Origin of the sequence: Bacillus cereus group sp. N8, assembly GCF_016483685.1 — a bacterium.
Taxonomy (GTDB): domain Bacteria; phylum Bacillota; class Bacilli; order Bacillales; family Bacillaceae_G; genus Bacillus_A; species Bacillus_A proteolyticus.
Map to the genome: position 1 here is coordinate 1 of NZ_JAEHBK010000010.1, position 14,717 is coordinate 14,717.

Consider the following 14,717-nt stretch of genomic DNA (forward strand, 5'->3'; position numbering starts at 1 on the left):
AATATTTTATTCGTGACATAAAAACGCCCCCTTAGATAAACAGATTTTTATTTTTTATCTGTCTACCTAAGGGGGAGCATATCATTAAAGGGGGATTCTTTATTTAATAAACTTGTCCATCACATCTTTATATTTTGCAAATTATTCGTCTTTCATATTGCCATTCATCTGTAAAAGGAAGTTACCTTTTGCGTATGTATGAGAGAATAACATAGGAGATGAGTTTCCTAATTCATCGTAATATTTCTTAACTTTCTCTTAGTCGTCTTTCTTTGTAATTTCGAATAATCTACTGCCTTCATTTTCACCGAGCGCAGGTACGATAATACGTTTTCCTTCTTTTCGAAGATTACCAAATTCTTTTTCTGGAAGTCCAGTTGGATTTTCTGCTTGTAGACCAGCACTTTTAAATTCAGAGATAATTGAACCTACTGTTACTTTCGTTTCTTTTTTTCTTATTTTGATTCAGTAGGTGTTTTTTTGCATTGTTATTACCATCGCAAGCAGTTAAAGAAGCTAAAGATATACATAACGCACCAATTATTAATGTTTTCTTCAAAAAATCCTCCTTAAAGTTTATTTTATTTCTGTACAATCTTGTTTCGTTAAAAAATAAGGATTTTATTCATGGATGAAAGGAGATGAATAGCAATCAACCGTTGCTATTCATCCATCTTCTACTATATAATAGCTATAGTCTACAATAAGTGAATCGTAATTTGCGGTTTTTAAGACAATCGGTGAGAAAACGCTGAAATAAGCGGTATTAGTAGGAGGACACAAATGATTACAGTAAGTAACGTTAGTTTGCGTTTTGCGGATCGCAAATTATTTGAAGATGTTAACATAAAATTCACGCCAGGTAATTGCTACGGTTTAATTGGAGCGAACGGTGCTGGTAAATCAACATTTCTAAAGATTTTATCTGGAGAAATCGAACAATCAACAGGTGACATACATATTACGCCAGGTGAGCGTCTAGCAGTATTAAAACAGAATCACTTCGAATATGAAGAGTTCCCAGTATTAGAAACAGTAATTATGGGTCACACGCAACTTTACAAAGTAATGCAAGAGAAAAATGCCATTTACATGAAAGAAGACTTTAGTGATGAAGATGGTATGCGTGCAGCTGAACTTGAAGGTGAGTTCGCTGAGCTTAACGGTTGGGAAGCTGAGTCAGAAGCTGCAATTTTACTAAAAGGACTTGGTATTGGTGAAGATCTTCATGATAAGAAACTGTCAGAATTAACTGGGGCAGAGAAAGTAAAAGTATTACTTGCTCAAGCTTTATTCGGTAAACCTGACATTCTATTACTAGATGAGCCTACCAACCACTTGGACTTAAAAGCGATTCAATGGTTAGAAAATTTCTTAATGAACTTTGAAAATACAGTAATCGTTGTATCCCATGACCGTCACTTCTTAAATAAAGTTTGTACGCACATGGCTGATCTTGATTTCGGTAAAATTCAACTTTATGTTGGTAACTATGACTTCTGGTATGAGTCAAGCCAATTAGCTTTAAAATTAACACAAGATGCTAATAAGAAAAAAGAAGAGAAAGTAAAAGAGTTACAAAACTTCATTGCACGCTTTAGCTCAAACGCATCTAAAGCGAAACAAGCAACTTCTCGTAAAAAATTATTAGATAAAATTACATTAGATGATATTAGACCATCATCACGTCGTTATCCATTCGTTGGCTTCACACCTGAGCGTGAAATAGGAAATGACTTATTAACTGTTGAAGGTCTTTCTAAAACAATTGATGGCGAAAAAGTGTTAGATAATGTGTACTTCACTTTAAATAAAGGTGATAAAGTTGCATTTATTGGTCGTAACGATATTGCGATGACAACATTATTTAAAATCCTTATGGGTGAAATGGAGCCAGATAGCGGTTCATTCAAATGGGGCGTTACAACATCTCAATCGTACTTCCCAAGAGATAACTCTAAATACTTTGAGAACAGTGACTTCAACTTAGTTGATTGGTTACGCCAATTCTCTCCACAAGATGAGTCAGAAAGCTTCTTACGTGGTTTCTTAGGCCGTATGTTATTCTCAGGTGAAGAAGTTAAGAAGAACGTTTCTGTATTATCTGGAGGCGAAAAAGTTCGTTGTATGCTATCTAAAATGATGTTAAGTGGTGCGAACGTAATCACACTTGACGATCCAACGAACCATTTAGACCTTGAGTCTATCACTGCATTAAACAACGGTTTAATTGCATTCAAAGGTACAATGTTATTCACATCTCATGACCATCAGTTCGTACAAACAATTGCAAACCGCATTATCGAAGTAACACCAAACGGTGTAATCGATAAAGAGGCTACTTACGATGAGTACTTAGAAAATGAAGAACTTCAAAAACAAGTAGATGCAATGTATAAAGGTCAATAATAAATAGTTAAAACCCTCGCTTTCTTTATGAGAGCGGGGGTTTTGTTGAAAAGAAATACAATCTTCGCATTTAAATAAAGGGGGCTAAAATGAATAATTATTCAAAAATAACATTAACGATGGTAAGGGATTTTGATGTTGCACCAGAAGAAGTTTTTGAAGCATGGATAAACCCTGATATGATCAAGAAATGGTTTTTTACGTTGGAAGGGACGAATAAAATAACAAAAAATACTCCCGGGGTAGGCGGAAGCTGGGAAATTGTCGACCATCGTAATGGAAAAGACTATCGAGCAATTGGGGAATATATTGAAATGAATCGTCCTGAAAAATTAGCATTTACATTTAAAATACCACAGTTTAGTGAATTAGAAGATACAATTGTAGTTGAAATAATGGAGAAACAACAAGGATCTGAAATGACATTTTCACAAAATATTATCGTTCCACATGAGGAGAATTGGGCAAAATCCGATGTTGAAAAAGCACTTAAAGACTATCATGATGATTCTGAGCATGGATGGAATTTAAAGTTTATGGGGCTAAAGGAATTAGTTGAAACTGGAGAAATTAGTTATAAAGGATAAGTTTGTAGAAAAAGTGTAGTTTGAGCAAATATTTTAAACTACACTTTTTTTTATGTGAAATATGTACCAAAATTGGAGATAGATTAGTTTGCAAATGAGGAAATAAAGGATTATAGTTTGTGGAGTCAGAATTAGTAGATGAGCCCCTGGAAGAAAAAAGGAAATGTTACAAATTTATTATGTTAAATAGAAACCAAGGTCAAAATGTTTAAAAAGAAATAGTTGAATAAATAAAAGTTACAAATTATAATTACTAATATTCTTCATATAGTTAAACAAATAAAATCTATTTGAAGAAGAAAAATTGAATAGAGAGACAGACTTATACAAAATAAGCCTTGGATGATCAAAAGAGGTGGAGAGATGCAACAATTTTTATTAAAGAGTAAACGAGTATTAAATAATCATTTTGGATTTTTCATATTTGCCGTTATTTTACTTTGGTTAAAAACATATGCAGCATATGTGACAGAATTTAATTTGGGGATATCGAACACAATCCAAAAATTCTTACTGTTTTTCAACCCGTTAAGCTCAGCAGTTCTATTTTTAGGTCTAGCATTATTTGCAAAAGGGAAACGAGCTTACATTTGGTTAATTGTTATTAATTTGTTAATGTCTATACTTTTATACGCAAACGTAGTATATTATCGCTTTTTCAGCGACTTTATTACGTTCCCGACATTAACACAATCGAATAACTTTGGAGATTTAGGTGGTAGTATTTTTGCATTGCTACACGTATATGATCCACTATATTTCTTAGATACGATCATTCTAATTGTTTTAGTCGCAACGAAATTTGTAAATCCTAAACCAATCCGTGTTGCGAAGCATAAATTATCGCTAGTATTTGTAGCAGGTATTTTATTCTTTAGCGTTAACTTAGGTCTGGCAGAATCTGATCGTCCTGAATTATTAACTAGAACATTCGATCGTAATTATATTGTGAAATATTTAGGCGCGTACAACTTTACGATTTATGACGGTATTCAAAGTGCGAAAGCATCAACAGAACGTGCATTAGCTGATGGGGATAATATGACAGAAGTTAGAAACTATCTTTCATCAACGTATGCAAGTCCAAATCCTGAGTATTTTGGTAAAGGAAAAGGAATGAACGTAATTTATATTCATTTAGAGTCATTCCAAAACTTTTTACTAAACTATAAGCTAAATGGCCAAGAGGTTACACCATTCTTAAATTCATTTACAAAAGATGCGAATACGTTATACTTTGATAACTTCTTCCATCAAACAGGACAAGGTAAAACATCTGATGCGGAGTTCATGTTAGAGAACTCAATGTTTGGATTACCGCAAGGATCTGTTTTTACAAATAAAGCTCATAACACATATCAATCAGCACCAGCTATTTTAGGTCAGCAAGGATACACATCAGCAGTGTTCCATGGTAACTACAAAACGTTCTGGAACCGTGATGAAATTTATAAATCATTTGGTTTTAATAATTTCTTTGATGCGTCATACTATGATATGAACGAAAAAGATGTAGTAAACTATGGCTTAAAAGATAAACCATTCTTTAACGAATCAATTCCGTTATTACAAACGTTGAAACAACCGTTCTATACGAAGTTCATTACGTTATCGAACCATTTCCCTTATCCGATTGATAAAGCGGAAGCAACGATTGAACCAGCTAAAACAGGTGATTCATCAGTAGATACGTACTTCCAAACAGCACGCTATTTAGATGAGTCTGTGAAAGGATTCATGGATTACTTGAAACAATCTGGTTTATACGATAACTCAATTATCGTTATGTACGGTGACCATTACGGTATTTCAGATAATCATAGCGCAGCAATGTCTCAAATAATGGGTAAAGAAATGAACTCATTTGAAAATGCTCAATTACAACGTGTACCTTTAATCATTCGCGTACCGGGAATGGAAGGCGGCGTACAACATCAATACGGCGGAGAAATTGACGTTCTACCAACGTTATTACACTTACTAGGTACAGATACAAAAAATTATGTCCAATTCGGATCAGATTTATTATCACCAGAGCATAAACAAGTCGTTCCGTTCCGTAACGGTAACTACGTAAGTCCAACAGTTACTGCACTTAACGGCAAATACTATGATACGGCTACTGGAAAACCTGTAGAAATAACAGATGAAATAAAACAAAATGAACAAATGGTTCAAAAATCACTAAAATACTCCGACCAAGTTGTTAACGGTGACTTATTACGATTCTACACACCAGAAGGCTTCACTCCAGTAGATCGTTCTAAGTACAACTATAACCATCATGATAAAAATAAAACGAAGGTGAAGACGACTGAAGACGGGGAAACGAAATAAATAATAAAAAATCCTACTCGTATTCCATACGGGTAGGATTTTTTGTTTTAAGAGTTACTTTCGGATTTTTGGAGTGCTACTTTTTTAGGCATAAAACATGCAATAATCAAAGCTACAAAAGATAAGACTAACATAAATACGTAGGCATCACTTGAGCTGAAGATAGAAGATAATTTTGTTACTTGCATAGTTGATATGTTCCCGTTATTACTAGATAACTGTAAAGTATGTGAAGTTGACTGAATCGTATACACTGTGATGATAACTGCTGTTCCAATAGCACCTGCTAATTGGCGAATCGTATTATTTACTGCGGAACCATGTGAACCCAGTTCTCTTGGTAAAGCGTTTAAACCTGCTGTATTTAAAGGCATAGAAATGAAGCTTAACCCAATTCGTAGAATAATGGTACGAACCATTAAATACATATAAGTTGTGGATTCGGTCAAATCAATTACACCCCACATCGAAATAATGATACATATTAAACCCATAATAAAGAGTGGTTTTGCACCGTATTTATCAAACATTTTCCCGGTGATAGGTGATAAGAAGGCATTAATGACAGCTCCGGGTAATAGAAGTAGACCGGATTCGAATGCAGTAAAACCTCGTCCATTTTGTAAGTAAATCGGTAATAGAATTAAATCCGCATACATAATCATCGTAATTAGTATATTAATGATTGAAGTAAGAGTGAAAATTTTATATTTAAATACGGATAAGTTTAGTAGTGGATCGCCAGACTTTATTTGACGTAAACAGAATAGAGTTGTAACGATTATTCCGATGATAATTGTAGTAATAACAACTGGATGATCCCATCCTTTGCTTCCTGCACTACTAAATCCAAAGATAATACAACCAAAGCCAATTGTTGATAAAATGACACTTACGATATCTAATTTTGCTTTTGTTGTTTCAGCAACATTCATTAAATATTTTAGCGCGAGAATAATAACGATTAATACAAATGGAGCTAATCCAATAAATAACCATCTCCATGAAACATATTCAATGATAAATCCAGATAATGTTGGAGCGATGGCTGGCGCAAAAATGATGGCAAATCCGATAGTCCCCATAATACTCCCACGCTTTTCACTAGGGTATAAATATAAAATAACAGTCATCATTAGCGGCATAATAATTCCTGCTCCAACTGCTTGAATCATTCTTCCTGTTAACAGAATGCCAAAATTCACGGCACATGCACAGAGAACCGTCCCAATAAACAAAGAGAGCATCGAGCTAATAAATAGCTGCCGTGTTGTAAATCGTTTCATTAAAAACGCAGTAATTGGCACGAGAACACCATTTATGAGCATAAAGCCTGTTGATAGCCATTGCACTGTTGCAGCCGTAACATCAAATACTTCCATTAAATTACTCATCGCCACATTTAATAGCGTCTGATTCAATGTTGATAAAAAACAGCCGGCAATGAGCACAACTAATATAATTTTTTTATTTCTTTCTGATATTTCCTTTTGCATTGGTAAGCTCCTTCATTGTTTTCTTGATTTATCGACAATGTGTCGATAAAATTAATGGTAACAAAATAAATTTTCTTTGACCATGAACAGTTTTGTTGAAAATGTTCACTACTCGACATATAAGGTATGCACTGTCGAATAAGTAAAGAGAAAATCTATAAAGGAGTTTCAAAATGTCTACACCTAAAAAAGAAGATCCTCGTACAGTTCGTTCAAGAGAAATGTTTAAAAATGCTGTTTTTTCTCTCCTATGTGAGAATCCTAGTACTTCAAGTTTAACGGTTCAGAAAGTCGCAACAAAAGCAGGATTAAATCGGACAACATTTTACTTACATTATCAAGATATTCAAGATTTACTAGACCAAATCACAAATGAGATTTTAAACGAGCTTTCTAATAAAATTGTTGATTTAATACATGCAAAAGATTTATCAGATAAACAAAAGCTAACACAATTACTTGATTATTTATATATCCATCGAAATTATTTATTTATATTATTTAAAATGAATCAATTTGAGGAACAACTATTTTTATTTTTAAAGCAATTAATAGAAACGAGAAGAGAGAATACGAAAAAGGATTTGCCAGATGACTATGTTGCGGTTGATATTAAAACAGCCTCTTTGGTAGGTATCATCATGTGGTGGATAAGGAATGGACTTCACTTTAGTTCAGATTATATTGCAAATCAAATTTATTTCATGTATAAATAATGATTTTAAGGATCGGAATTAATGGAACTTTATAAAACAAAAGGTTCCGAGAAAGAAGGGGATAGTCATGAATTTTAAAAATGAAAAAGTAGCATTACGCTTAGAGGTTGTGAATTACCAATTTAATGATGCAAAAGACGAGTGTGATAGAAATTGATTAAGAGTAAAGGCGAAACTATCAGAAGAAAATAAAGTTTTTGAAACGATGGATCCTTTTTTACAAACATACGACTTAAAGTACATGATAAAATGGTTTGAATCTTTACCAAACCCTACATATAACGAACTAGATTTCATGGAACCAAATTTAGCGTTTGAATTTATGGGGGAAAAATCAGGGGAGTTTAACATTGTTATTCGTTTATCGCTGGAACTTAACCCCGCATGGTGTAAGGAAGAAGAGTACGAATTTTCTATCGGTGTAATGCAAGAGGATAGAGAGAATATTATTCGTTCTATTGAAGAGCAACAACTGAAATTCCCAAAACGATAAAAAAAGACTTGATAACCTACAAGAGGGAATCAAGTCTTTTTATTACATACGATTATCATGCCAGAAGTTTAATGGGAAGTGTTCGTTCTCATTATAGGCTTCTAATTCATATCCTTTTTCTTTCAATCCTTTAATTATACCAGGTATTGCTTTTACTGATTGTGGATGAATATCGTGCATAAGGATAACTTCTGTTGGATTTGTAGCACCATGTAGAACGTTTTCTACGATTTTAGCAGATGCAGCGTCTACTGGCATTTTGTTGTATCTCCAGTCTAATGAATCAATTGTCCAGTCCCAAACTTTTAAACCATTTTCGACAACTTTGTTGCGAAGGGCTTCATTTAATCCTGGCATTGAGCCGTAAGCAGGACGTGTTAATACTGGTGATTTTCCTAGAACACCAGTGATTAAGCCTTGGTCTTCTTTCATTTCATCAACGTAATGACCTTCTGTGTAAAGCTTCTTGTAGTTATGAGTCATACTGTGCATCCCAACATAGTGGCCTTCAGCATTTTCACGTTTTACAAGATCAGGGAAAGCTTTCACGTTTGAACCAATTAGGAAGAATGTTGCTTTTGCATTTTCACTCTTTAACATATCTAAAAGCTCAGCTGTGTATTTTCCAGGACCATCGTCAAATGTTAAGTAAGCGACTTTTCTAACTTGCCCGTTATAGTGCTTTGGAGCTTCTTTCGGAGCAAGGGACGTTTGAATTTCACTTACAAGTTGAACAGATTTCGCTTCATCCTCTGTACTTGCTAGAGCGATATGTGTTGATCCATAAGCAGCTTCGTATGTAAATAATACCCCAGCGCAAATCAACAGAGCCCTTTTCACTAAAGTTGTCATCCGAATTCCATTGTGCATAATTTTCCTACTCTCTATAAAAGTTCTACTCTACTATATTAGCAATTTTAGAGGGGGAAATGCAAAAAAACTTTTTTACAAACGCAAAAAAGTTTGTTAAAAAGTATGCAAGATTTCACGGTTTTGCAGGTTTGAAAAAATGAAACAAGAATTAAATGAATGGAACTGTATGTAAAATGGTTCATTCATGTTTTTTGTTTTAGAAAGGGAGGATAAGTATGAAAAAATTAGCTTGTTTACATGCTCATCATTCAAATATTGAATACATTGACCGAGTGTTGCAATCTTTTGAAATAGAAATACTCCATTTTGTAGATCCAATCTTATCACACAGACTAAAAATAGAACGAGAACAAGCACGAAATAATTTAAAAGATAGTATAAAGTATATAGCTGAAAGTGATATAGATACACTTTTAATAACTTGTACAGATTATATCACGTTATTAGATGAGGATTTCAAAATAGACATACCTATATTGAAAATTGATGAGCCATTCTTTGAAATGATTTGTCAGGTTGAAGAGCCACAGACAATACTATTTACAAATACCCGTACTGTTTCAGGAACAATGGAACGTTTAAGACTATACGCTCAGCAGAATAATAAATCCATACAAGTAAAAGTAGAAGTGATAGAGGGGATATTTGAGTTAATTATGCAAGGTCGCAAAGAAGAGCATGATGCTAAATTAGAACAGTATCTATATGAAATTATGAAAGATAGAAACGAAATGTTTTCAGTTGCACAATTATCAATGGTAGACGCTGCTACAATGGTAGAAAATATAATAGGAAGGAACATAATAAATCCGTTGAATGCGCTAGTGGAATATTGTATACAGAGTGTGAATGAACAACCGTGTGAAAAATAAAAAAAGGATGTTTTTTGTTTTAAAGAATATCAACAAAAATTTCACATACCGTATTTAAAAAATAAATATAGGAAAACCAAAAAATAATGTAGAATATATCGTACATACATATATGAAGTCAACATAAAACATAAAAGAGGTGGGCATATGTTACTTGAAGAAGTAATGCAGCAACTGGAAGAGTATGGGACAGAACAAACTCGTAAGACATATAAAAACCATGGGGCGAAAGAGCCGTTATTTGGAGTTAGTTTTGCGAATTTAAAATTGTTAAAAAAGAAAATAAAAAAGGATCATGATTTAGCAATTTCATTATGGGAAACGAAAAATATGGACGCAAGGACTTTAGCAACGATGATTTTAGATCCGAAGAAACTAACATCAGAACAGCTAAATAGGTGGGTTCAGGATGTTGATTATTATTGTTTAATGGACGTTTTTATGACAGCTATATGTACGTCGCCAATCGCGATAGAAAGAATGGAAGAATGGACAAAGTCTGATGATGAATGGATTGGAAGAGCTGGTTGGTCATTATTAGCGAATATTGCAATAAAAAATAAAACGTTAGACAATGACTTCTTCTTACCGTATTTAGAAGTGATTAAAGTTCATATACATAATGAAAAAAACAGAAAAAGAGAAGCAATGAATAGTGCATTAATTGCGATAGGGATTCGAAATGAAGCTTTAGAGCAACAAGCGATTGAAATTGCACGTGAAATTGGAAAAGTAGAAGTTGATCATGGTGCAACGTCATGTAAAACTCCAGATGCAGAACCATATATTAAAAAGGCACGAGAAAGAGCTGAAAAAAGGAAGGTAAAATAAGAAGGGGTAAGATTATGAAACCAATTGAAGCGGCACAAAACATAATTACATCACAATTTTCGAATTGTGATGTTGCTTTACTAGGGGGAAGTGTTGCTAGAGGAGAGGCTACGAAAACATCTGACCTTGATATTGTAATATTCGACCACAGTTTGTCATCTTGTTATAGAGAATCTTTCTATAGTAATGGGTGGCCTGTTGAAGTATTTGTACATAATTTTGAAACGTATAAAACCTTTTTTAAAATGGATTGTGACCGCGGGAGACCTTCTTTACCGCAATTAGTATTAGAAGGGTTTGTTTTAAAAGGGGAAGTTGAAATTGTTGAGCGGTTAAAAAGAGAAGCGAATGATCTACTAATGAAGGGACCAGATAAATGGACTGAAGAAACGATGAAGCAGAAGCGCTATTTTATTACGGATGCTTTGGATGACTTTATTGGTGCAACAAAGAGAGAAGAAGAGTTGTTTATCGCAAACTTATTAGCTGATTTAGTACATGAATATGTTTTGAGGGTAAATGGACAATGGCTTGGAAATTCAAAATGGTTCATTAGAGTGTTGAAAAGGTATGACGAAGTATATGCAGAGAAATTTGTTATGGTTTTCGATCACTTTTATAAAACAGGTGAGAAAAAGGAATTAATCGCTTTTATAGAAAAAACGTTAGAAGAGTATGGGGGAAGAATGTTCGAAGGATTTTCTATAGGGAAATGAGAAGGGGTAGCAAAATGAATTTACCAATCGTTCAATTAAGAGAACTATTACTAGATGATGTTGAAGATAGGTACAGGTGGTCATTAGATACAGAAGTAACAAAGCACTTAGTTGTACCAGATCAATATCCACCGTTCACTCGTGAAGATACGAGAAGGTGGATTGAAACGTGTATAAGTCGAAAGAATGGATATGAACAACGGGCTATTCTAACTGATAAGGGTATACACATTGGATGGGTAGATATTAAAAATTTCGATAAAACGAATAAAAATGCTGAATTAGGGATTGCAATTGGAAATAAAGAATATTGGGGTAAAGGATATGGAATGGCAGCTCTATACAGTATGTTACAAAGCGGCTTTTTTGAATTCGAATTAGAAAAAATATGGCTACGAGTAGACGAAGATAATTTACAAGCTAGAAAGAGTTATGAAAAAGCAGGATTAGTTTGTGAAGGAATAATGAGAAATGATAGATTACGTCATGGTAAATTCATTCATCGCTATCGTTATAGTATGTTAAAAGAAGAATATCAATCTTTATTTAATAGTCTATAAAAATATTATGTAAACTTAAAGGGGATAGGGAAAATGATTCGATTACTTATGAAAGAAGATGCAGAAAAATATTGGGACTTACGTTTACAAGCATTACAAGTAAATCCAGAGGCATTTGTAACAACTTATGAAGAGGCAATTCGTCAGGAAAATCCTATTGAGCGAGTTGAAGGTAATTTGACATCTACTACTATTTAATGAAGAAAATCAATTAATTGGAGTTGTCACTTTATTAAGGGAAGAGAAAGATGCCTATAAGCATAAAGGTCATATCGTTGCGATGTATGTAGATGCACAAAAAAGACGTAACGGACTAGCACGTGAATTAATTGCAAATGCAATTCAAAGAGCGAGAGAAATAAAACTTGAGCAATTAAACTTAGGTGTTGTATCCACAAACGAACCAGCAAAAAGATTATATGGATCAATGGGTTTTAAAACCTACGGAATTGAAAAGAGAGCTTTAAAGATGAATGGTGTATATAGTGATGACGAATATATGGTGTTGTTTCTTTAAAAGAAGGGGGTTATTATGAAAGATCTCTATTTAGAAAAAGATATGAACCCGCAAGTAGCCATTTTATATGCAACAGTTCTTGATACATTTAAACGATTGCAAAATTTAGTAGAAGGTACAGAAGAGGACGAACTATCCTTTAAAGGGTCTGAAAATAATGAAAATAGTATAGGGCAGCTACTTCAGCATTTAGCAGTTGTCGATTTACACTGGGTATATCGTTTAAGCGGAGAAGAAGTTCCACAGGGGCTTAAAAATAAATATGGGCCTATGTTGAATGAAATAGGGGAATTGCCAAGTTTAAGAAAAGATACATTGCAAGAATTAATGCAAGATTATGAAGCAGTGCAACGTATGTTTTATGAGGAATGTATGAAACTAACAGAAAATGATTTAACCCGGGAAGTGTCCTATGAAAAGGGAGAAAGTGCGACTATAAGATGGGGAATATGGCATATAGCTGATCATAATCGGTACCATCAAGCACATATAAATCGATTGAGAAAATTATACAAAGAACATCACTTACATATAATCCAAATGTAAGTGTGAAAAACTCCCCTTAATTAATAGATTAGGGGAGTTCATTTTAAATTGGCTTTTGTTTCTTTTCTTCCCAAGTTAACATCAAATTTTTATGGTAGTCTTTTGGTTGCTCAATTAAATACCAGTAAATTATATGCGCAATTGTTGGCTGCCATTTTTTATGGCGTATTCTTATATTTTCGTGATGAGTATAGTGAGTGGAAATTACAGTCGCTTTTGTTTCTGGGAAACCGCTGTATACAATATCTTCTATCTCATACCAATAAACTTTATTCCCATCTAAATCAATTATTATACCTTCATCATCCCAATAAAAAACGGTGTTCTCTCTTCTTTTTTTCAAAAGATAAAAACCATAGTATAAAAAAAGGCCTGGGATGATTAAGATTAGAATACCAAGGAAGAAAAACTCATCTATTAAAGCTAAAATACAAATGAAAAGAAAAGAAAGTCCTGCAGCTAACATCATTAAGGTGAATACCATGGAAATTTTATATGTTTTAATATGATCACATCCAAATAACTAATTTATTTCTTAAGTTAAAACTCTTCATCTGTACGATATGCACCGATCATTATGCATACAGCGGATATAAAATACATACACATTTCGATTAGCGTAATTCACGAAACGAATGCTGTAGCGATTCCTCTTAGTGTTATTTTAATATATTGTATAATAAATAAAAAGATTATTATTTTTATAAGTTAATATTCTGTTGGAAAATTTTGCATTCGAATAGATTGAAAGTTATTTAATAAAAAACTATTATAAGGGGTTTTATAATGAAAGCTATTGCAGTAGGGATATTGGCATCGTTTTTCTTTGCCTTTACCTTTGTGTTAAACCGGTCGATGGACTTAGGAGGCGGGAGTTGGATTTGGAGTGCATCATTACGGTATTACTTTATGGTTCCAATGCTGCTACTTATTGTTCTGTATAGAGGGAACTTAAAACAACTCTTTCAATATATGAAAAGTAATCCGAAAGAATGGTTGTTATGGAGTATTGTTGGATTTGGTCTCTTTTATGCACCGCTTAGTTTCGCGGGTGCGTTTGGACCGGGGTGGCTTGTCGCTTCAACTTGGCAAATTACAATAGTTGCAGGGATTTTGTTAACACCATTTTTTGCGGTAGACCCATTACATAAAAAACTTCCAATGAAGGAATTAGTAATGTCAGGCATTATTTTATTCGGTGTTGTTCTTATGCAAGTAGAACATGCTTCTTCTTTAGGGATTCGTGAAACCATTTTATGCGTAGTTCCTGTACTCATTGCTGCGTTTGCATATCCACTTGGAAATAGAAAAATGATGCAAGTATCTAAGGGTGAATTAGATGTCTTCCAACGAGTTCTCGGTATGACATTAGCAAGTTTACCATTTTGGTTTTTACTTTCTGGTTATGAAGTATCTACAAGCGGTTTACCGTCAAGTAGTCAAGTTTTTCAATGTTTTATTGTAGCGATTAGTTCAGGTTTAATTGCAACAGTATTATTCTTCTTTGCGACAGATCTTGTAAAAGATGATCCGCAAAAATTAGCAACAGTCGAGGCGACACAGTCTGGTGAAGTTTTATTTGCTTTAGTAGGAGAGCTGATCTGGTTATCGGCTCCAATTCCGTCTTCTTTATCGTGGGTTGGAATGAGTCTTGTAATTGTCGGAATGATACTTCATAGTTATGTAGCTGTAGTTGTGAAAAAAGAAGAAAAAATAACGGCGTAAAAAGATTGGCTCTTTTTCAATAAAGAGCTAATCTTTTTT

13 protein-coding genes and 3 pseudogenes are annotated in these 14,717 nt (G+C 33.7%); 12 read left to right on the top strand and 4 right to left on the bottom strand.

Features of this window, described 5'->3' with window-relative positions:
- Positions 1-141: 141 nt before the first annotated feature.
- Positions 142-559: pseudogene (locus JDS80_RS32345) on the bottom strand (stress protein).
- A 224-nt stretch (positions 560-783) separates the two neighbouring features.
- Between JDS80_RS32345 and JDS80_RS15815 the strand changes: the two are divergent.
- The 3 genes from JDS80_RS15815 to ltaS all read left to right on the top strand — a co-directional run bounded on the left by JDS80_RS15815 (position 784) and on the right by ltaS (position 5,333).
- Positions 784-2,409, top strand: coding sequence for an ABC-F family ATP-binding cassette domain-containing protein (locus JDS80_RS15815; protein ID WP_000633869.1), 1,626 nt, complete (start codon positions 784-786; stop codon positions 2,407-2,409).
- A gap of 89 nt (positions 2,410-2,498) precedes the next feature.
- Positions 2,499-2,996 (top strand): SRPBCC family protein, encoded by a 498-nt coding sequence (locus JDS80_RS15820; protein ID WP_199639216.1) that lies wholly within the window; start codon positions 2,499-2,501, stop codon positions 2,994-2,996.
- Positions 2,997-3,359: 363 nt separating this feature from the next.
- Positions 3,360-5,333 (top strand): lipoteichoic acid synthase, encoded by a 1,974-nt coding sequence (ltaS, locus tag JDS80_RS15825; RefSeq protein WP_199639218.1) that lies wholly within the window; start codon positions 3,360-3,362, stop codon positions 5,331-5,333.
- A 47-nt stretch (positions 5,334-5,380) separates the two neighbouring features.
- Here the strand turns inward: ltaS and JDS80_RS15830 are convergent, their stop codons facing one another.
- The gene (locus JDS80_RS15830) at positions 5,381-6,829 is read right to left on the bottom strand and encodes a DHA2 family efflux MFS transporter permease subunit (protein ID WP_199639220.1); all 1,449 of its coding nucleotides are present in this window, start codon (positions 6,827-6,829) and stop codon (positions 5,381-5,383) included.
- Positions 6,830-7,002: 173 nt separating this feature from the next.
- Here JDS80_RS15830 and JDS80_RS15835 point away from each other — a divergent pair, with 173 nt between their 5' ends.
- Together JDS80_RS15835 and JDS80_RS15840 are read left to right on the top strand one after the other, a co-directional pair.
- Complete coding sequence (locus JDS80_RS15835) at positions 7,003-7,545, top strand: TetR/AcrR family transcriptional regulator (RefSeq protein WP_199639222.1); 543 nt, start codon at positions 7,003-7,005, stop codon at positions 7,543-7,545.
- Positions 7,546-7,612: 67 nt separating this feature from the next.
- Positions 7,613-8,038, top strand: a pseudogene (locus tag JDS80_RS15840) (WapI family immunity protein).
- A gap of 42 nt (positions 8,039-8,080) precedes the next feature.
- Here JDS80_RS15840 and JDS80_RS15845 read toward each other — a convergent pair.
- A complete protein-coding gene (locus JDS80_RS15845; RefSeq protein WP_199639224.1) occupies positions 8,081-8,908 on the bottom strand; it encodes a peptidoglycan-N-acetylglucosamine deacetylase in 828 nt (275 codons plus the stop codon).
- A gap of 218 nt (positions 8,909-9,126) precedes the next feature.
- Here JDS80_RS15845 and JDS80_RS15850 point away from each other — a divergent pair, with 218 nt between their 5' ends.
- The 6 genes and pseudogenes from JDS80_RS15850 (at position 9,127) to JDS80_RS15875 (ending at position 12,953) form a co-directional block, all read left to right on the top strand.
- Complete coding sequence (locus JDS80_RS15850) at positions 9,127-9,783, top strand: hypothetical protein (RefSeq protein WP_199639226.1); 657 nt, start codon at positions 9,127-9,129, stop codon at positions 9,781-9,783.
- Between the two features lie 147 nt (positions 9,784-9,930).
- The gene (locus tag JDS80_RS15855; RefSeq protein ID WP_199639228.1) at positions 9,931-10,614 is read left to right on the top strand and encodes a DNA alkylation repair protein; all 684 of its coding nucleotides are present in this window, start codon (positions 9,931-9,933) and stop codon (positions 10,612-10,614) included.
- Positions 10,615-10,628: 14 nt separating this feature from the next.
- Complete coding sequence (locus tag JDS80_RS15860) at positions 10,629-11,330, top strand: nucleotidyltransferase domain-containing protein (protein WP_199639230.1); 702 nt, start codon at positions 10,629-10,631, stop codon at positions 11,328-11,330.
- Between the two features lie 14 nt (positions 11,331-11,344).
- Positions 11,345-11,890, top strand: a complete 546-nt coding sequence (locus JDS80_RS15865) for a GNAT family N-acetyltransferase (protein WP_199639232.1) — start codon at positions 11,345-11,347, stop codon at positions 11,888-11,890.
- A 33-nt stretch (positions 11,891-11,923) separates the two neighbouring features.
- Positions 11,924-12,407: pseudogene (locus JDS80_RS15870) on the top strand (GNAT family N-acetyltransferase).
- Between the two features lie 15 nt (positions 12,408-12,422).
- Positions 12,423-12,953, top strand: coding sequence for a DinB family protein (locus JDS80_RS15875; RefSeq protein WP_199639234.1), 531 nt, complete (start codon positions 12,423-12,425; stop codon positions 12,951-12,953).
- Between the two features lie 43 nt (positions 12,954-12,996).
- Here JDS80_RS15875 and JDS80_RS31255 read toward each other — a convergent pair whose 3' ends face one another.
- The gene (locus tag JDS80_RS31255) at positions 12,997-13,422 is read right to left on the bottom strand and encodes a hypothetical protein (protein WP_242477366.1); all 426 of its coding nucleotides are present in this window, start codon (positions 13,420-13,422) and stop codon (positions 12,997-12,999) included.
- Positions 13,423-13,739: 317 nt separating this feature from the next.
- Here JDS80_RS31255 and JDS80_RS15885 point away from each other — a divergent pair, with 317 nt between their 5' ends.
- The gene (locus tag JDS80_RS15885) at positions 13,740-14,678 is read left to right on the top strand and encodes a DMT family transporter (protein WP_199639236.1); all 939 of its coding nucleotides are present in this window, start codon (positions 13,740-13,742) and stop codon (positions 14,676-14,678) included.
- Positions 14,679-14,717 lie beyond the last annotated feature (39 nt).